Source organism: Mycobacterium sp. NGS66, assembly GCF_059812225.1.
The window spans coordinates 260,715-279,280 of sequence record NZ_JCALCG010000002.1 but is presented as its reverse complement, the minus strand read 5'-3'; the positions used below and the strand labels follow the sequence as shown (position 1 = coordinate 279,280).

Sequence of the window (18,566 nt, the reverse complement as noted above, 5' to 3'; positions counted from 1 at the left end):
CACTTCACATCTTAAGTTCGTTCTCCGTGGCCGCAAATATCGCCATAGCAGAAGAGGCGTCTGCGGAATTTGCCCATCCACCAAACCGCATAGCCGATACCACTCGGCGCGTCGTGCCGTGCGCAAGTTTCCTGCCTGATACGGTGCTGTGCGGTGCGCTACTGTGCGGGCAATTTCAGCACCCGGTTGACGTAATTTCCCGCCGTACTGTTTTGGGAGTGACGCCATGGATACGGCAGCCCTGTTTCTCGTCGTTGTATTTGTCGTTTCGATCCTCATTCTCGCGGGGATCGTGTTCGCGGTGAAGGCGGCCGAGTCGAGGGCCGCCGCAAAAGCCCGAGCTGCATCGGCCGAACAACGGCCTAAGCAGTTCCTCTACACCAAGCAGCAGGCAGCAACAGCGCTGGGCATGTCGACGGGGCATCTCCAAGAGTTGACGCGCCGCGGGAAGATCACCGCCGTTAAAGACGGGCGGAAGCTGAGATTTACGTCCGCGGATCTGGAAGCGTACGTGGCTGCCCTGCCGTCGTGGGGGGCTCCCCCGGCGCCGGCTGAGCCCCGCGCGCGGCGAGCTCAGGCTGCCTGACGAGATCAAGCTGACTGCGGTCTCAGTGACACGTCGAAGAATTCCCAACATTCGGCGTTACTGTTAACTCTTGCTGCATCAGCGTTTGGCGTCGGTGCGGGCGGAGGGACTCGAACCCTCATCAGCTATCCTGCTCAGGGCGCTAAACCGGCCTTGAGCAGCAATTATGGTATGACACGGTTCAGCTGAGTTATCTGTAACTCTCGAAAAATTGTGCTCAAAATGTGCTCACGTGGGCGGTTGCTGAGCCAATGGCACCTGGTCTGCGATAGTGAGGCATGCCAGCGCAAGCATGGGTGACGCTGATCGTCGGTGGCCTCGCAGCCATCGGCGTCATCGTTACTTGGCAACAGAAGAACCGGGCCGACAGACGCAGTGAGTGGTGGAAGCGCACGCAATGGGCCTTCGAGCGCACATTTACCACTGAGTATGACGAAGCCGAACTCGGCTGGAAAATGCTCTCTAAGCTGGTGCGTTCTAAACTAGCGACTAGAGATGATTCCGATATCGTTCAGGTGATCGCGGAGCACGTGGCACTGGGCGACACCGGGAGAGGATAGCGATGGCGACGGAGCGGGCGACAACAGACCGCAACCAAAATGAGCAACGTAGCCTCGACGTGCGCAAAGCCGCCGCGCAGGCGGCGGTAGCTGCTAGCGAAAAGACGGGTCGCGAGGTCGATCCACGGGTCAAGGAACTCGCCGAATCCTAGTAGCGCATGATCTGAGCTGCGCAAACGTCGGTGCGGGCGGAGGGACTCGAACCCTCAAGCTCTTACGAGCAATGGCACCTAAAGCCATCATGTTTGCCAATTTCATCACGCCCGCCAGCGTTGCCGATCGTACCGCTCGCCTCACCGGACGATCTCTGCTAGGCGGTACCGTCGTGGGGTGTCCACCGTGGCTCATCGGAAGCGCCGTCGCCGACCCGCGCTGATCATTTTGGTGATCGTCGCGGCCTGCGGCTGCCTGGCCTTGGGCTGGTGGCAGTGGACCAGGTTCCAATCGGCCGGGGGCACCTTCCAGAACCTCGGCTACGCGCTGCAATGGCCGCTGTTCGCGTGGTTTTGCGTGTATGCCTACCGCAAGTTCGTGCGCTATGAAGAGGTCGCTCCGGAGCCACGCAAAAATGACGCGATGACCGAGATACCCGCCGGCCTGCTACCCGAACGTCCAAAGCCGACGCAGGAACCGATCGACGATCCCGCACTGCGGGAGTACAACGCCTACTTGGCCGCACTCGCCAAACACGACGCCGAAAAGCAGAACAGGACCACCGCATGACCACACCCGAGACGCCCGAAACGCACGCGCCCGCCTTCCCCGCCGACAAGATACGCACCGCGCTGCTCGGCTACCGGATCATGGCGTGGACGACGGGTATCTGGCTGATCGCGCTGTGCTACGAGATCGTCTCGCACCTGGTTTTCGGCCATGAAATCCAGTGGATCGAAATCGTGCATGGCTGGGTGTATTTCGCCTATGTGCTGGCCGCCTTCAATCTCGCGATCAGGGTCAGATGGCCGATCGGCAAGACCGTCGGCGTGTTGCTCGCCGGCACCATTCCGCTGTTGGGCATTATCGTCGAGCACTTCCAAACCAGGAACGTCAAGGCCCGCTTCGGACTTTAACGAGAGTGTGAAGCTGGCCGCACGCTCACGATCGCCCGGCCAAGGCCCGCAGCGAGGGCACCAACTGCGCCAAAGCGCGTCCCCGATGCGATATCGCGTCCTTCTCGGAAGGACTGAGCTGCGCCGCCGTCCGGTCGTATCCGTCCGGGATGAAGATGGGGTCATAGCCGAAGCCCCCCTCGCCGCGAGCCTGCCGGGCGATCGTCCCCGGCCAATCCCCGCGCACCACCACTTCGCCGGACGCCCAGACCAGCGCGCAAGCCGAAACGAACGCCGCTCCGCGACGCTCGTCGGGCACGTCCTGCAGCTGGGCCAGCAGCAGCGACGTATTCCCCGCATCGTCGCCGTGACGACCGGACCAGCGCGCCGACAAGACGCCCGGCATGCCGTTCAAAGCGGCCACCGCCAAACCGGAGTCGTCGGCCACCGTCGGCAGACCCGTCGCGGCAAACCCATCGCGCGCCTTGGCCAGCGCGTTGTCCTCGAAGGTGGCGCCCGTTTCCGGCGCCTCGTCGTAGGGCGGCACATCGCGCAGCGAGACCAGCGTCAACCCCGATAGTCCCGCGCTATCGAGGACCCGCCGCAACTCGGCAAGCTTCTTGACGTTGCGGCTGGCGACCAGTAGGCGGGTCAGGTCCCGAACGCCTTCGGCGGTGGTGGCCCCTCCGGCAGCACGCCCGGATACGGCTGCTCCAAGGCCGCACTCTGAGCGGCAAACAACTGATCGCAGGCGCCCAGCGCCATGTCGAGCATCTTGTCCAAAGTCGAACGCGGAAATGTCGCACCTTCACCGGTGCCCTGGACCTCGACCAGGGTTCCGGTATCGGTGGCGACGACGTTCATGTCGACCTCGGCGCGCGCGTCCTCTTCATAGGGCAGGTCGACGCGAATCCGACCGTCGACCACACCGACGCTGACCGCCGCGATGGCACACGACAGCGGCCGGGGATCCGAGAGTTTGCCGGCCGCCGAAAGGTAGGTCACCGCGTCGGCCAACGCCACGTAGGCACCGGTGATCGCCGCGGTCCGAGTGCCGCCGTCGGCCTGCAGCACGTCGCAGTCGACGGCAATGGTGTTCTCCCCCAGCGCCGCCAGGTCGATGCATGCGCGCAACGACCGCCCGACCAGCCGGCTGATTTCCTGGGTACGCCCACTGACGCGGCCCTTGACCGATTCGCGGTCCGAGCGAGTGTGCGTGGCCGACGGCAACATCGCGTACTCCGCGGTGAGCCAACCCAGTCCCGATCCCTTGCGCCACCGCGGTACTCCCTCGGTGACGCTGGCGGTGCACATGACTTTGGTGTGACCAAATTCGATCAGTACCGAACCCGCCGGATGGTCGGTGAAACCACGGGTGATGACCACCGGGCGAAGCTCGTCGTCACGCCGCCCGTCTTCTCGTTTGGACACGACGCCAACCCTAGCTGTCGAAGGGACCCGTTCTTAAGGGCGCGAACCCGCGAGGATTTCACACCCGAGGGATATCAAACGTCTCTCCGCACACCACCGCGTGCACCGGACCATCGAACTCGGCCTTGGCCTCGCTGATCACGTCCTCCCGCGAGGTCCACGGCGGGATGTGCGTCAACAGCAGCTCGCCCACACCCGCCTCGGCCGCGGCCCGGCCCGCCTCGGTGCCCGACAGATGCAGTGCGGGTGGGCGCTCGTTCGGTGCGTGCGTCCAAGACGCCTCACAGAGAAAAACGTCTGCGCCACGGGCCAATTCGACGATCTGCTGGCAGGCGCCGGTGTCGCCGCTGTAAACCAGCGAGGCGCCGCTGGGATCGGTGATCCGCAAGCCGTACGACTCGGTCGGGTGCGCCACCACCCGCGGCATCACGGTCAACGCACCGAGGGTCACCGGCTCGCCGTCCACCCAGTGGTGAATCTCGAAGATGTCCGAACAGTCGTCGATCTCGCCGCCGTAGGGTGACGACGCCGCCCCCAGCCGCGACCAGGTGTCACTCGGTCCGTATAACAGCGCCTTGCCGCCCGGCTTGGACGGGTGATAGCGACGCCACACAAACAAACCGGGCATATCCAAACAGTGGTCGGCGTGCAGGTGAGACAACAGCACATGCACCGAACCGGGATCGGTGTAGCGCTGCAGCGCGCCGAGGACGCCCCCGCCGAAGTCGAGGACAAAGGGCGGGGTGTCCGGTGCCCTAACCAGATAGCCCGACGCAGGCGAATCCGGACCGACGACGCTACCCGAGCAGCCCAGCACGGTTATTCGCACGGACACTACTGTGCCATGCCTGATACTCGGATGGAGAAAAGCTTGCCCATTCGGTGGTCAGAATCTCTTCGCTGACGCTCAGCTGATGCGTGAGTGATGAACAGGTTGAACCCCCGTGACCGCAGGACCCAGGAACCGGGCCGCCAGCTTGGTGAACGCCTCCGGGTCGCCGGTGGCTTCGAACACTCGCGTGGCAGGCGGCGCGTCGTGCGGACGCAGCAGTTCCTCTTCGGACAGCACTCGTAGAACCTCCTTGGCGGTCTCCTCGGCGCTGGAAACCAGCGTGACGTTTTCGCCCATCGCCAGTTGAATCAGCCCGGACAGCAGCGGGTAATGAGTGCAACCCAGCACCAGGGTGTCGACCTCGGCTCGCTGCAGCGGCTCCAGATAGCCCTCGGCCAGACCGAGTACCTGCCGGCCGCTGGTCACGCCGCGCTCGACGAAGTCGACGAATCGTGGGCACGCCACAGCGGTGATCTCGGTGTCGCGTGCCGCGGCGAACGCATCCTGGTAGGCGTGCGAGCTGATGGTCGCCTGGGTGCCGATCACGCCGATGCGTCCGTTGCGAGTGGCGGCAACCGCGCGGCGCACCGCGGGCAGGATCACCTCGACGACGGGCACGTCGTAGCGTTCACGAGCGTCCCGCAGGCACGCGGACGACGCCGAGTTGCATGCGATCACCAGCACCTTGACGCCGCGGCTCACCAAGTCGTCGCCGATGGCCAGCGCATGCGCGCGGATCTCCGGGATGGACAGCGGCCCGTACGGCCCGTTGCCGGTGTCGCCGACGTAGACGATGTCCTCGTCGGGCAGCTGGTCGATGATCGCCCGTGCGACCGTCAGTCCGCCGACGCCGGAGTCAAAGATTCCGACGGGTGCCAATGCCGAGTTCATGTCCTGGAACGACCGGCCTTCTTCAGTGCGCGCGCCTTACGCTCCGGAGCCGACAACAGATATGCCGCCACGACGCCCGCGATCGCCCCACACAGATGGCCCTGCCAGGACACGCCACCGCATTGCCCCAGCACCGGCATCGCGCCGAGCAGAACCCCGCCGTAGGCGAACAGCACCACCAGGCCGATGACGATGTGTGAGAGCTTGCGCACGAACAGTCCGAACACGAGTAGGAAAGCCAGCCAACCGAAGATCAGGCCGGACGCGCCGATGTGATCGGTTGGGCCGCAGCTGCTGCCGACGTTGCCGATCAGCCAGGTGCCGAAACCACCGAGGATCCACACGATCGCCGTGGCCCAGACGAACCGCGACAATCCCGCAAGTGTCATCAGGAAACCGAGCACCAGCATGGGGACGGTGTTGGCCATCAGATGCGCCCAGTTGGCGTGCAGCAGCGGCGCGAAGATGATGCCCCATAAGCCGTCCGTCGTTCCGGGTCTGATGCCGTTGACGTCCAGCGAGTGATGCATCAGGTTGTCGATCAACTCGACGAGATACAGCAACGCCACGAAGGTGACGATGGTGGCTCCGCCTACCACCCAGTGCGGCCGTTTCTGCTCCTGCTTGGCGGGCAGACGGTCCCGGCGCGTTATGCCCATAGCTGCCCTTTCAGAGCGTTCTCGGCGTCATCCAGGCTACCGGTGTACGCGACGCCCGGCGGAGGTCCCAAATGCCCCGGGCAACACGCCGCGGTAGGTCGGTATTCCGGCCACCGATTCGGCGGCCAGCACACCGGCCAGCACCGCACGCGCCAAGCAGTCGGCCGCGGCGGCGCCTACCGCGGTAACCAGCCCGGTCTCCGGAGACAGCGCGGCGGGAGTATCGGCAGCCGTGGGCACCTCCACCGCGCCGGTCGCCAGCGCGAACACGGCGTCACCATCCAGCGGGGTGTGCGCCGGCCGGATGGTCCGGGCCAGGCCGTCATGGGCAGCGATCGCGACGCGCCGGCAGGCCGCCGGGCTTAGGGCGGCGTCGGTCGCGACCACCGCGATGGTGGTGTTGAGGGTGCTCATCGGCGAAGGCAGCTCGGCGAACGCCGCGATCTGGTCCGCCGGCGGCGGCGTCAGCCCGAACTCGTCGACCAGATCTGCCATCCAAGGCAGGCCGGTGGTCCGGTCGGCCACGTCGCCTGCGGCGTTCGCGACGACGATCGCGCCGACGGTCACGCCCAAGCCCAGCATCATCGAGGCGGTCCCCACACCGCCCTTGAGCACGCCGGCACGTGCACCTACCCCGGCGCCTACGGTGCCGATGGCCACGCCGGCATCGGCTGCCTGCGCGGCAGCGTAGCCGAATTCGGCCGTCGGACGACAGTCCCAACCGCCGACTGGCAGGTCGAAGATCACCGCACCCGGCACGATGGGCACCACACCCCCTGCCGAGCCCCCACCCATCGCCACGCCGCGCTGGTGTTCCTCGAGCCAGCGCATCACGCCGTCGGCCGCCGCCAGGCCGTAGGCGCTGCCGCCGGCAAGCAGCACTGCGTCGACGAAGCGCACTGTGTTGGCCGGGTCCAGCAGATCGGTTTCCCGAGTGCCCGGCGCGCCGCCCCGGCAATCCACCGCGCCGACGGTGCCGGGCGGCGTCAGCACGACAGTCACCCCGCAGGCCCAGCCCGCCCCGAGCGATGCGTCTGGGTCCACCCGCTGGTAATGCCCGACCTGGATACCCCCGACGTCGGTGATGGAATTCATCGGGATCCCATCAGCGCCAGCACCAGGTACTCCTGCAACACGGTCAGCCATTGGTAGACGTCGAGGTGTGCAGCCAGCGGATGGTCGGCCGGCAGGCGTTCGGGCCCCTCCGGTCCGATGTCGAGCAGCACGCCCAGCGTCAATCGCAGATCGTTGACCGCCGCGATCCAGGCGTTCGCGTCGTCCTCGGTGAGCTCCAACCGGCCGCCGTTTTCCGGCACGGTGTCCAACAAATGTTGTGCCGCATGTCGTTTGGCGTCGATGATCTCCGGCTCGTGCAAACTGCGCAGTGCGGCGTTTAGGCTGTCGGAGGCATCGGGCTCGCCGGCCCCATCCGGCTTGTGGAAATCCGGCAGCAGCCGGCGCAGCATCGGGTCGGGTGGCGGCTCGGTGTTTCCGGTCTTGATACCGGTGATCTCCTGCAATTCGTCTGGCGGCGAAGATGATTCACGTTGATCGAGTAATTCGATCAACGCGGTGACGAGGTTCTTGAGCAGCGCCGCCTCGTGCGCGGCCAGGGCGGACCGAAACCGGGGACCGTTGACGGTCTCGACGCGCTTCCATTTGCGCACAAGGAATCCCGGATGTCCTTGATTCTCACCCGTCCTGCTGCATCGTCGCCCACAAACCGGCGGCATGCAGTTTGGACACGTCGACTTCCATGGACTCCCGACTCCCCGAAGACACCACGGCCTTGCCTTCGTTGTGCACCTGCAGCATCAGCTTGGTGGCCTGCGGCTCGCTGTAGCCGAACAACTTCTGGAACACATACGTCACATAGGTCATCAGGTTGACCGGGTCGTCCCACACGATGGTGACCCATGGACTGTCCGTGACGTCTACCGGTGCGGACTCGCGTTGCCCAGTAGTGCCCGGTTTGGTGGGCGCTGACATAGCAACCATGGGCCCCAGGATACCGAGGCGCCGCCCGCCACGACGCCAGCAGATAGCGTTGCGGTGTGAACGAGCCGACATCGGCGGGCCTGCTGACCGACAAGTACGAGCTGACCATGCTGGCCGCGGCGCTGCAGGACGGCAGCGCCAATCGCCGGGCCACGTTCGAAGTATTCGCCCGTCGGCTGCCCGCGGGCCGTCGGTACGGGGTGGTCGCCGGGACCGGCCGACTGCTGGAAGCCTTGCCGCAGTTCAGGTTCGACGACGAGGCCTGTCAATTACTGGCGCAGTTCCTCGACGCCGGCACCGTGGGCTATCTGCGTGAGTTCCGGTTCGGCGGCGACATCGACGGCTACGCCGAAGGCGAGTTGTACTTCCCCGGCTCGCCCATCCTGTCGGTGCGCGGCAGTTTCGCCGAGTGTGTGGTGCTCGAAACGCTGGTGCTGTCGATCTTCAATCACGACGCCGCGGTCGCCTCGGCGGCCGCCCGCATGGTCAGCGCCGCGGCCGAACGTCCGCTGATCGAGATGGGATCGCGGCGAACCCATGAGCGCGCCGCGGTGGCGGCGGCCCGGGCGGCCTACCTCGCCGGCTTCACCGCTTCGTCCAACCTCGAGGCCCAGCGGCGTTACGGAATACCCGCCGAGGGCACCGCCGCGCATGCCTTCACCATGCTGCACACCACCGCTGGCGGCCCGGACGAGCTTGCCGCGTTTCGCGGCCAGGTCGAGGCGCTGGGCGTCGGCACCACGCTGCTGGTGGACACCTATGACGTGACGACGGGCGTGGCCAACGCCGTGTCCGCGGCCGGTCCCGCGCTCGGTGCGATCCGCATCGATTCCGGCGAGCTGGCAGTGCTGGCCAAACAGGCGCGTGAGCAGCTCGACCGGCTGGGCGCCCACCGGACACGCATCATGGTGTCCGGCGACCTTGACGAGTTCTCCATCGCAGCACTGCAAGCCGCCCCCGTGGACAGTTACGGCGTCGGCACGTCGGTGGTCACCGGTTCCGGCGCCCCGGCCGCGAACATGGTCTACAAGCTGGTCGAGGTCGACGGCATTCCGGTGCAAAAGCGCAGCGCTGACAAGGAGTCCCGGGGCGGCAGCAAGGAGGCGCTGCGGTTGTCCCGGCCGACGGGCACCATCACCGAGGAGATCGTGTATCCGGCGGGCCGTCGACCCGCCACCGCCGAGCCGTGCCGGGTGTTGACCACACCGCTGGTGCGGGATGGGCAGGTGGTGGCCGACCCTGACCTGGCCGCGGCACGGGAGCGGGTGGCGTCCGGACTGCGCAGCCTGCCCTGGGAGGGGCTGAAACTGGGACCCGGCGAGCCGGCCGTTCCGACGACGACGATCACGGCCTAGCTTGACGACGATGCACGCCGCCGCGCGGCGTGAGGTGGGGGCACCACCCGCTTGCCGGGGAGAGTCGAGCAAATTGACCGAGTTGGACTACCGTCGACGCCGTGTCCGGGCCCGCCTCCCCGTCCGTGGCCGAGCTGCTGGCCATTGCGGTGGCAGCACTCGGTGGCAGCGAACGCAGCGGTCAGCAGCAGATGGCCGCTGCCGTCGCCCAGGCCTTCGAGACCGGCGAGCATCTGGTGGTGCAGGCGGGCACCGGCACCGGCAAGTCGTTGGCTTATCTGGTTCCGGCGATCGTCCGCGCCGTCACCGACGACACACCGGTGGTGGTGTCGACAGCGACCATCGCGCTGCAGCGCCAACTGGTGGATCGCGACCTACCCCGGCTGGCCGATTCGCTTGCCGACGTGTTGCCCCGCCGTCCACGGTTTGCCTTACTCAAAGGTCGGCGAAACTACCTGTGCCTGAACAAGATTCATGGTGACAGCGCCGATTCGGAAGACGGACCGCAGGAAGAACTCTTCGACCCGGTTGCGATCTCGGCGTTGGGACGCGACGTGCAACGGCTCACGGCATGGGCCTCCACCACCGAGTCTGGTGACCGCGACGACCTCAAGCCGGGCGTGAACGATCGATCGTGGTCGCAGGTCAGCGTTTCCGCACGAGAATGCATCGGCGTGGCCCGCTGCCCGTTCGGCGCCGAGTGCTTCTCCGAACGCGCGCGTCAGCGCGCCGGCCGGGTCGACATCGTCGTCACCAACCACGCACTGCTTGCCATCGACGCGGTTTCGGAATCGACGGTGCTGCCAGACCACGCGCTGCTGGTGGTCGACGAAGCGCATGAGCTGGTCGACCGGGTGACGTCGGTGGCCACCGCGGAGCTGACGTCGGCGGCCCTGGGTGCGGTGTCGCGACGGATCAACAGGCTGGTCGGGCAGGAACTGGTCCAGCGACTGGAGGCTGCATCGGTGAATTTCGCCGCTGCCATCCAGGACGCCATCCCCGGACGCATCGACCACCTCGACGAGGAGCTGGCCACATACCTGACCGCGCTGCGTGATGCGGCCAGCGCGGCGAGGTCGGCCATCGACACCACCGGCGACGCCAAGGCGGCTTCGGCGCGGGCCGAATCCGTTGCGGCCCTTAGTGATATCTCGGAGACCGCAGCGCGGATCCTGACGTCGTTCACCCCGGCCATCCCCGATCGCACCGACGTGGTCTGGCTGGACCAGGAGGACAACCGGGGCACGCCACGCGCCGTGCTGCGGGTGGCGCCGCTCGCGGTGGCGGACCTGCTGCGCAATCAGGTGTTCGCCCGTTCGACGACCGTGTTGACGTCGGCGACGCTGACGGTCGGCGGTTCCTTCGACGCGATGGCGACCGCGTGGGGGCTGACAGCGGCGCAACGCTGGCGTGGCCTGGATGTCGGATCGCCGTTCCACCACGCCAAGGCGGGAATCCTCTACATTGCCGCTCACCTTCCGCCCCCGGGTCGCGACGGCACCGGGTCGGCCGAGCAGCTGACCGAAATCGCCGAGCTGATCACCGCCGCCGGCGGACGGACGCTGGGGTTGTTCTCGTCGATGCGGGCGGCGCGAGCGGCCGCCGAAGCCATGCGTGAGCGCCTTTCGACGCCGGTGCTGTGTCAGGGCGACGACAGCACCTCGGCGCTGGTGGAGCAGTTCACCGCCGATCCGGCGACCTCACTGTTCGGCACGCTGTCGCTGTGGCAAGGGGTCGACGTGCCGGGGCCGTCGCTGTCGTTGGTGCTCATCGATCGCATCCCGTTCCCGCGCCCGGACGACCCACTGTTGAGCGCCCGGCAGCGAGCGGTGGCGGCACGTGGCGGAAATGGTTTCATGGCCGTCGCCGCCAGCCATGCCGCGCTGCTGGTGGCGCAGGGATCCGGCCGGTTGCTGCGCGCCATCTCCGACCGCGGTGTGGTCGCGGTGCTCGACTCGCGGATGGTCACCGCGCGCTACGGCGACTACTTGCGAGCCTCGCTGCCGCCGTTCTGGCAAACCACCAATGGTGCCCAGGTCCGTGCGGCGCTGGAGCGGCTGCGCACCGCGTCGCGCGAGCAGCGCCTCAGGCCAGCGTGACCAGGCCCAGCTCGTTGCTGTCGGCAAGCATCGGATGACGCGGCAGCACCCGCACGGTGTACCCGAGGGCCCCCGCCATCGGCAACGGTGTGGTCGTCGAGAACACCTGATTGCCCCCCTCGGCCGTACCGGCATAAGACATCTCGACGGTCATCGGATCGATCAACACGTCGCTGGGATCGACCCTGCCCACTACCGCCTGCACAGTCACCTCGTCGGGCGACAGACCGGCCAGTTGGACTGTGGCGGTCAGGGTCAGCTTGGACCCGAGCAGCGGAGTATCCGGGAGGCCGGTGCTGTCCACGTCGGTGATGTCGATCTTCGGCCACGCGGCCTCGACCCGACGACGGTAGGCGGCCAGTTCCCGGGCCGCGGCGAACTCGCCACCGTCAGCGCCGGAGACGGTCCGGCGCAACGACTGCGCCGCCGGCAGGTAGTAATGCTCGACGTAGTCGCGAACCATGCGTGACGCCAGCACTTTTGGACCGAGCGTCTGCAGCGTGTGCCGCACCATCTCGATCCACCGCGGCGGCACTCCCTGCTCGTCGCGGTCGTAGAACTTCGGTACCACCGCGTGTTCGAGCAGGTCGTAGAGGGCGCTGGATTCCAGGTCGTCGCGGCGGTTGTTGTCGGCTACCCCGTCGGCAGACGGTATCTCCCAACCGTTTTCGCCGTCATACCATTCGTCCCACCAGCCGTCGCGAATGGACAGGTTCAGCCCGCCGTTCAGCGCGCTTTTCATCCCCGAGGTGCCGCAGGCTTCCAACGGGCGTAGCGGGTTGTTGAGCCAGACGTCGCATCCCCAATACAGCAGCCGGGCCATCGACATGTCGTAGTTGGGCAGGAACGCGATGCGGTGGCGCACCTCCGGCCGGTCGGCAAAGCGCACGATCTGCTGGATCAGCGCCTTGCCGCCGTCGTCGGCGGGATGCGACTTGCCGGCGACGATCAGCTGGATCGGCCTTTCGTCGTTGAGCAGCAACCGCTCCAGTCGATCCGGGTCACGCAACATCAGGGTGAGCCGCTTGTAGGTCGGCACCCGGCGCGCGAACCCGACGGTGAGCACGCCCGGATCGAATGCCGTTGCGATCCAACCGAGTTCGGCCTCCGACGCGCCGCGTTCCAGCCAAGACTTGCGCAGCCGCACCCGAACGTCGTCAACCAGCAGCGCGCGCAGCTGTGACCGGATCCACCACAGGTGAGCGGGGTCGACCTGCTGCAGCCGCAGCCACACCCCGGGGTCGGCGAACGAGTCCGAGCCCGCCAGTTCGCGTCCGAGTTGCAGCCATTGCGGGGCCGCCCAGGTGCGCGCATGCACGCCGTTGGTGATCGATCCGATGGGCACCTCGCCGGGATCGAACCCAGCCCACAGTTCGCTGAACATGACGCGGCTGACTCGGCCGTGCAGCAACGACACGCCATTGGCCCGCTGCGCCAGCCGCAGACCCATGTGAGCCATGTTGAACTTCGTCGGATCGTCCTCGGACCCCAGCGCGATGACCCGGTCCGCCGGAACGCCCGGCAACAGGGTGGCCACCTCGTCGCCGCCGTCGTCGAAGTAGCGCTGCACCATCTCGAGCGGGAACCGGTCGATGCCCGCCGGCACCGGGGTATGGGTGGTGAACACGGTGCTGGACCGCACCACCGTGAGCGCGGTGTCGAAGTCCAAATCCGAGCCGGTCATCAACTCGCGGATCCGCTCTACGCCGAGGAATCCCGCGTGACCCTCGTTCATATGGAATACCTCGGGCGCGGGCAGCCCCTCCAGCGCGGTGAACGCGCGGATAGCCCGCACCCCGCCCACACCGGCCAGGATCTCTTGCCGGATGCGGTGTTCCTGGTCGCCGCCATAGAGTCGATCGGTGACGCTGCGCAGCTCATGCTCGTTTTCCGGGATGTCGGAATCCAGCAGCAGCAGCGGGACGCGGCCCACCTGCGCGACCCAGATCCGCGCACGCAACTGGGCGTCGTCCGGCAGCGACAGCGACACCAGCACCGGATTGCCGCCGGCGTCGGTCAGCAGCCGCAACGGGAGTCCCTGCGGGTCCAGCGCCGGATAGGTCTCCTGTTGCCAACCGTCCGCCGTCAGCGACTGCCGAAAGTAGCCGGAGCGGTAGTAGAGACCGACCGCGATCAGCGGAACCCCGAGGTCGGACGCGGACTTGAGGTGATCGCCGGCCAAGATCCCAAGTCCGCCAGAATAATTGGGCAAAACCTCGGCGACGCCGAACTCCATGGAGAAGTAGGCGATACCGGTCGGCAGCTCCGCTCCGGCGTCGGCCTGCTGCTGGTACCACAACGGGCGGCTCAGGTAGTCGTTGAGTTCGGCGGCCAAGGTGTCGAGCCGGCCCAGGAAGCTTTCGTCGAGCGCCAATTCGTCAAGCCGTACCGGCTTGACCGCGCCCAGCAGCGCCACCGGGTCATTGGCGCACTGGACCCACAGCGTCGGATCGATGGTCGCGAACAGGTCCTGGGTCGGCTTATCCCACGACCATCGCAGGTTGGTGGACAACTGATCGAGGGCGGCGAGCCGCTCGGGTAGGTGAGCACGGACCGTGAACCGGCGGAGGGCTTTCACCGTCAATAGCTTACTGAGAATTGACGGCCCCGCAGGGCTACTGATCCGCCGCCGTTGACCTCGCCGGGTGTGATCGGACACTAGGGTGGGTATCGGGTACGTATTGGGGCGCAACGAAGCTTCCCGGTGACAGCAGATTCCCGACGAGGGAAATTCCCAGCAACACCCGACGACAGGCGAACGGAGTGATGGGTGCCCGGTCGTGTCGAGATCGATAACGTCCAGCCCGTCGTTTCCTGTGGCGCGTACCCCGCGAAGGCGGTGGTCGGTGAAGTGGTCCCGGTCAGCGCCGCGGTATGGCGGGAAGGTCATGAGGCGGTAGCGGCGACCCTGGTTGTGCGCTACCACGGCCGGCGCTATCCACAGGTGGCCGAGGCGCGCCGGATCAAGGCGGTGCAGGCGCCCACGGCCACTGTGGATGCCGCGCCCACGGAGACGCCCCGGGTCAAGCCGCTGCTGATTCCCATGACGATGGGCCAGGAGCCCTACGTGTTTCACGGACAGTTCACTCCCGACAGTGTCGGGCTGTGGACTTTCCGGGTCGACGGCTGGGGTGATCCGATCCACACCTGGCGGCACGGGCTGGTGGCCAAGCTGGACGCCGGCCAGGGCGAGAAGGAACTGTCCAACGACCTTTTGGTCGGTGCGGCGCTGTTCGAGCGCGCTGCGACCGGTGTGCCGCGTTCACAGCGTTGGCCGCTGATGGAGGCCGCGGCGGCGCTGCGCAGACCGGGGGATCCGGTAACCCGCTCAGCCTTGGCACTGTCATCCGACGTCGAACAGATTCTCACCGACTATCCGCTGCGTGACCTCGTCACTCGCGGCGAGCAGTTCGGCATCTGGGTGGATCGGCCGCTGGCCCGGTTCGGCTCGTGGTACGAGATGTTTCCCCGTTCGACCGGTGGCTGGGACGCCGACGGCAAGCCCGTGCACGGCACCTTCGCCACCGCGGCCGCGGCGCTGCCACGCATCGCCGAGATGGGGTTCGACGTGGTGTACCTGCCGCCGATCCATCCGATCGGCAAGGTGCACCGCAAGGGCCGCAACAACAATCCCACCGCCGAACCCGGAGACGTGGGATCGCCGTGGGCGATCGGTAGCGACGAGGGCGGCCACGACGCCATTCATCCGGACCTGGGCACCCTCGACGACTTCGACGACTTCGTGGCCGCAGCGCGCGACCTCGGCATGGAGGTGGCCCTGGACCTGGCGCTGCAGTGCGCGCCCGATCATCCCTGGGCGCGCGAACACCGGCAATGGTTCACCGAATTGCCGGACGGCACCATCGCCTATGCGGAGAACCCACCGAAGAAGTACCAGGACATCTATCCCCTCAATTTCGACAACGATCCCGCGGGCCTCTACGACGAAGTCCTGCGCGTGGTTCGACACTGGGTTGACCACGGCGTCAAGTTCTTTCGCGTCGACAATCCGCATACCAAGCCGCCCGACTTCTGGGCCTGGCTGATCGGCCAGGTGAAGTCCGTCGACCCCGACGTGCTCTTCTTGTCCGAAGCCTTCACCCCGCCGGCCCGGCAATATGGCTTGGCCAAGCTGGGTTTCACGCAGTCCTACTCGTACTTCACCTGGCGGACGGCGAAATGGGAGCTCACCGAATTCGGCAACGACATTGCCGCGCTGGCCGACTACCGGCGGCCGAACCTGTTCGTCAACACCCCCGACATCTTGCATGCCGTGCTGCAACACAACGGCCCGGGGATGTTCGCCATCCGCGCAGTCCTGGCAGCGACCATGAGTCCGGCCTGGGGGATGTACTCCGGCTACGAGCTCTTCGAGCACCGCGCGGTACGTGAGGGCAGCGAGGAATACCTGGACTCGGAGAAGTACGAATTGCGGCCCCGTGACTTCGCCGGCGCGCTGGCCGAAGGTAAGTCGCTCGAGCCATTTATCACCAGGCTCAACGCAATTCGACGACTGCACCCAGCACTGCAGCAGCTGCGCACCATCCACTTCCACGGCGTGGACAATGACGCGCTGCTGGCGTACAGCAAGTTCGACCCGGCCACCGGCGACTGCGTGCTGGTGGTGGTGACCCTGAATGCGTTCGGGCCGGAAGAGGGGACGCTGTGGCTAGACATGGCGGCGTTGGGCATGGAGCCCTACGACCGGTTCTGGGTGCGCGACGAGATAACCGGCGAGGAATACCAATGGGGACAGGCAAACTACGTTCGTATCGACCCTGGGCGCGCGGTCGCCCACATCATCAACATGCCGCTGATACCCGACGAATCCCGAATCACGCTGCTGCGCAGGAGGTGAGGGAACCATGAGCAAGACGGACCAAATCGCAAACACGCATCTGGCGCCAGACCACGCCGACTTTGCACGCCTGATGGCGGGCGAGCACCACAACCCGCACGGCATCTTGGGCGCCCACGAGTACGGTGACCACACCGTCATCCGCACCTATCGACCACATGCGGCCGAGGTGGTTGCCATCGTCGGCGATGACCGATTCCCGTTGCAGCACATCGACTCCGGGTTGTTCGCTGTTGCCCTGCCGTTCGTCGACCTCATCGACTACCGACTTGAGGTGCGTTACAGCGACTCCGACGTCTACACCATCGCCGACGCCTACCGGTTCCTGCCCACCCTGGGCGAGGTGGACCTGCACCTGTTCGCCGAGGGTCGCCACGAGCGACTCTGGGAAGTCCTCGGCGCACATCCCCGCTCGTTCAAGACCGCCGACGGCGTGGTCGACGGCGTCTCGTTCGCGGTCTGGGCGCCCAATGCCAAGGGTGTGAGCCTGATCGGTGATTTCAACGGCTGGACCGGCAACGACGCGCCGATGCGGGTTTTGGGCTCATCGGGGGTCTGGGAGTTGTTCTGGCCGGGGTTCCCCGTCGGTGGCCTCTACAAGTTCCGGGTACACGGCGCTGACGGCGTCGTCACCGATCGCGCCGACCCGTTCGCCTTCGGCACCGAGGTCCCGCCGCAGACCGCATCCCGGGTGACCACCAGCGACTACAGCTGGGCCGACGAGGACTGGATGGCTCGGCGGGCGCAACGCAATCCGGTGTTCGAGCCGATGAGCACCTACGAAGTCCACCTCGGCTCGTGGCGCCCCGGCCTCAGCTACCGCCAACTCGCCCGTGAGCTGACCGAATACGTTGTGACACATGGGTTTACCCATGTGGAGCTGCTGCCCGTCGCCGAGCATCCGTTTGCCGGGTCGTGGGGATATCAGGTCACCTCGTACTACGCCCCGACCTCGCGGTTCGGCACCCCCGACGATTTCCGGGCGTTGGTCGACGCTCTGCATCAGGCCGGCATCGGCGTCATCGTGGACTGGGTGCCGGCACACTTCCCCAAAGACGCCTGGGCGCTGGGCCGTTTCGACGGCACTCCGCTCTACGAGCACTCCGATCCCAAGCGCGGCGAGCAATTGGACTGGGGCACATACGTCTTCGACTTCGGGCGACCGGAGGTGCGCAACTTCCTGGTGGCCAACGCCCTGTACTGGCTGCAGGAGTTCCACGTCGATGGTCTGCGGGTGGACGCGGTGGCCTCGATGCTCTACCTGGACTACTCGCGCCCCGAAGGCGGGTGGACTCCCAACATCTATGGCGGACGCGAGAACCTGGAGGCGGTGCAGTTCTTGCAGGAGATGAACGCCACCGCCCACAAGGCGGCGCCGGGCATCGTCACGATCGCCGAGGAGTCGACGTCGTGGCCTGGGGTGACGCGGCCGACAAACCTTGGCGGCCTAGGCTTTTCGATGAAGTGGAACATGGGCTGGATGCACGACACACTCAACTACATCAGCCATGATCCGGTGTATCGCAGCTACCACCACCACGAGATGACGTTCTCCATGCTTTATGCGTTCAGCGAGAACTATGTGCTGCCGCTCAGTCACGACGAGGTGGTGCACGGCAAGGGCACGCTGTGGGGGCGGATGCCCGGCAACAACCACGCCAAGGCTGCCGGATTGCGCAGCCTACTGGCGTACCAGTGGGCGCATCCGGGTAAGCAACTGCTGTTCATGGGACAGGAGTTCGGCCAGCGCGCCGAGTGGTCCGAGCAGGGTGGTCTGGACTGGTGGCAGCTCGACGAGCAGGGATTTTCCAACGGTGTTCTGCGTTTGGTCCGCGACATCAACGACATCTACCGCCACCACCCCGCGCTGTGGAGTCAAGACACCATGCCCGAGGGCTATTCCTGGATCGACGCCAACGATTCGGCCAACAACGTCCTGAGCTTCCTCCGCTACGGCGTTGACGGCTCGGTGATGGCCTGCGTGTTCAACTTCGCCGGCTCAGAGCACAGCGGCTACCGGCTCGGGCTGCCGGTCGCCGGCCGTTGGCGCGAGGTGCTCAACACCGACGCGACACAGTACAACGGCTCGGGAATCGGCAATCTCGGCGGCGTCGACGCCACCGACGACCCGTGGCACGGCCGTCCGGCGTCGGCGGTGCTGGTACTGCCGCCGACATCGGCGCTATGGCTGGAACCTGAGTAGCGCGAACAGACGCAAAAGCACCCGACACACCGGGCGTGCGGGTGC

18 protein-coding genes and 1 tRNA gene are annotated in these 18,566 nt (G+C 66.3%); 9 read left to right on the top strand and 10 right to left on the bottom strand.

Annotated features, from left to right (window positions below; all coding sequences use genetic code 11):
* The first annotated feature begins 226 nt into the window (after positions 1-226).
* The 3 genes from AC5Y2L_RS05820 (at position 227) to AC5Y2L_RS05810 (ending at position 1,298) form a co-directional block, all read left to right on the top strand.
* A complete protein-coding gene (locus tag AC5Y2L_RS05820) occupies positions 227-586 on the top strand; it encodes a helix-turn-helix domain-containing protein (RefSeq protein WP_499932610.1) in 360 nt (119 codons plus the stop codon).
* A 296-nt stretch (positions 587-882) separates the two neighbouring features.
* Positions 883-1,146, top strand: a complete 264-nt coding sequence (locus AC5Y2L_RS05815; RefSeq protein WP_499932611.1) for a hypothetical protein — start codon at positions 883-885, stop codon at positions 1,144-1,146.
* A gap of 2 nt (positions 1,147-1,148) precedes the next feature.
* Positions 1,149-1,298, top strand: coding sequence for a hypothetical protein (locus AC5Y2L_RS05810; RefSeq protein WP_499932612.1), 150 nt, complete (start codon positions 1,149-1,151; stop codon positions 1,296-1,298).
* Positions 1,299-1,329: 31 nt separating this feature from the next.
* On the opposite strand, the gene AC5Y2L_RS05805 is transcribed toward AC5Y2L_RS05810, so the two are convergent.
* Positions 1,330-1,413: transfer RNA gene (locus AC5Y2L_RS05805), tRNA-Leu, on the bottom strand.
* Positions 1,414-1,476: 63 nt separating this feature from the next.
* On the opposite strand from AC5Y2L_RS05805, the gene AC5Y2L_RS05800 reads away from it, so the two are divergent.
* Positions 1,477-1,869, top strand: coding sequence for a hypothetical protein (locus AC5Y2L_RS05800; protein ID WP_499932614.1), 393 nt, complete (start codon positions 1,477-1,479; stop codon positions 1,867-1,869).
* Complete coding sequence (locus tag AC5Y2L_RS05795) at positions 1,866-2,216, top strand: DUF3817 domain-containing protein (RefSeq protein WP_499932615.1); 351 nt, start codon at positions 1,866-1,868, stop codon at positions 2,214-2,216. The genes AC5Y2L_RS05800 and AC5Y2L_RS05795 overlap by 4 nt, the downstream gene beginning before the upstream one ends.
* Before the next feature lie 25 nt (positions 2,217-2,241).
* Here the strand turns inward: AC5Y2L_RS05795 and rdgB are convergent, their stop codons facing one another.
* The 8 genes from rdgB to clpS all read right to left on the bottom strand — a co-directional run bounded on the left by rdgB (position 2,242) and on the right by clpS (position 8,006).
* A complete protein-coding gene (gene rdgB, locus AC5Y2L_RS05790; RefSeq protein ID WP_499933186.1) occupies positions 2,242-2,850 on the bottom strand; it encodes an RdgB/HAM1 family non-canonical purine NTP pyrophosphatase in 609 nt (202 codons plus the stop codon).
* A complete protein-coding gene (rph, locus tag AC5Y2L_RS05785) occupies positions 2,847-3,626 on the bottom strand; it encodes a ribonuclease PH (protein WP_499932616.1) in 780 nt (259 codons plus the stop codon). Before rph ends, rdgB begins: the two co-directional genes overlap by 4 nt.
* Positions 3,627-3,684: 58 nt before the next feature.
* A complete protein-coding gene (locus tag AC5Y2L_RS05780) occupies positions 3,685-4,461 on the bottom strand; it encodes a cyclic nucleotide-degrading phosphodiesterase (protein WP_499932618.1) in 777 nt (258 codons plus the stop codon).
* Positions 4,462-4,533: 72 nt separating this feature from the next.
* Positions 4,534-5,349, bottom strand: a complete 816-nt coding sequence (murI, locus tag AC5Y2L_RS05775; RefSeq protein ID WP_499932619.1) for a glutamate racemase — start codon at positions 5,347-5,349, stop codon at positions 4,534-4,536.
* A complete protein-coding gene (locus tag AC5Y2L_RS05770; protein WP_499932621.1) occupies positions 5,346-6,008 on the bottom strand; it encodes a rhomboid family intramembrane serine protease in 663 nt (220 codons plus the stop codon). Before AC5Y2L_RS05770 ends, murI begins: the two co-directional genes overlap by 4 nt.
* Positions 6,009-6,044: 36 nt before the next feature.
* A complete protein-coding gene (locus tag AC5Y2L_RS05765) occupies positions 6,045-7,103 on the bottom strand; it encodes a P1 family peptidase (protein ID WP_499932623.1) in 1,059 nt (352 codons plus the stop codon).
* A complete protein-coding gene (gene aosR, locus AC5Y2L_RS05760) occupies positions 7,100-7,675 on the bottom strand; it encodes an oxidative stress transcriptional regulator AosR (RefSeq protein ID WP_499932625.1) in 576 nt (191 codons plus the stop codon). Before aosR ends, AC5Y2L_RS05765 begins: the two co-directional genes overlap by 4 nt.
* Before the next feature lie 25 nt (positions 7,676-7,700).
* On the bottom strand, positions 7,701-8,006 hold the full coding sequence (clpS, locus tag AC5Y2L_RS05755; protein WP_499932627.1) for an ATP-dependent Clp protease adapter ClpS: 306 nt from the start codon (positions 8,004-8,006) through the stop codon (positions 7,701-7,703).
* A 56-nt stretch (positions 8,007-8,062) separates the two neighbouring features.
* On the opposite strand from clpS, the gene AC5Y2L_RS05750 reads away from it, so the two are divergent.
* Both AC5Y2L_RS05750 and AC5Y2L_RS05745 read left to right on the top strand, forming a co-directional pair.
* A complete protein-coding gene (locus AC5Y2L_RS05750; protein ID WP_499932629.1) occupies positions 8,063-9,361 on the top strand; it encodes a nicotinate phosphoribosyltransferase in 1,299 nt (432 codons plus the stop codon).
* Positions 9,362-9,462: 101 nt separating this feature from the next.
* Positions 9,463-11,460, top strand: a complete 1,998-nt coding sequence (locus AC5Y2L_RS05745; protein WP_499932631.1) for an ATP-dependent DNA helicase — start codon at positions 9,463-9,465, stop codon at positions 11,458-11,460.
* On the opposite strand, the gene AC5Y2L_RS05740 is transcribed toward AC5Y2L_RS05745, so the two are convergent.
* Positions 11,447-14,038: a glycosyltransferase family 1 protein gene (locus tag AC5Y2L_RS05740; RefSeq protein ID WP_499932633.1), complete on the bottom strand. Its 2,592-nt coding sequence runs from the start codon at positions 14,036-14,038 to the stop codon at positions 11,447-11,449. The two genes, AC5Y2L_RS05745 and AC5Y2L_RS05740, sit on opposite strands and share 14 nt — an antisense overlap.
* 192 nt (positions 14,039-14,230) lie before the next feature.
* On the opposite strand from AC5Y2L_RS05740, the gene AC5Y2L_RS05735 reads away from it, so the two are divergent.
* The gene (locus tag AC5Y2L_RS05735; RefSeq protein WP_499932635.1) at positions 14,231-16,318 is read left to right on the top strand and encodes an alpha-1,4-glucan--maltose-1-phosphate maltosyltransferase; all 2,088 of its coding nucleotides are present in this window, start codon (positions 14,231-14,233) and stop codon (positions 16,316-16,318) included.
* A gap of 7 nt (positions 16,319-16,325) precedes the next feature.
* On the top strand, positions 16,326-18,521 hold the full coding sequence (gene glgB, locus AC5Y2L_RS05730; protein ID WP_499932637.1) for a 1,4-alpha-glucan branching protein GlgB: 2,196 nt from the start codon (positions 16,326-16,328) through the stop codon (positions 18,519-18,521).
* The last annotated feature ends 45 nt before the right edge of the window (positions 18,522-18,566 follow it).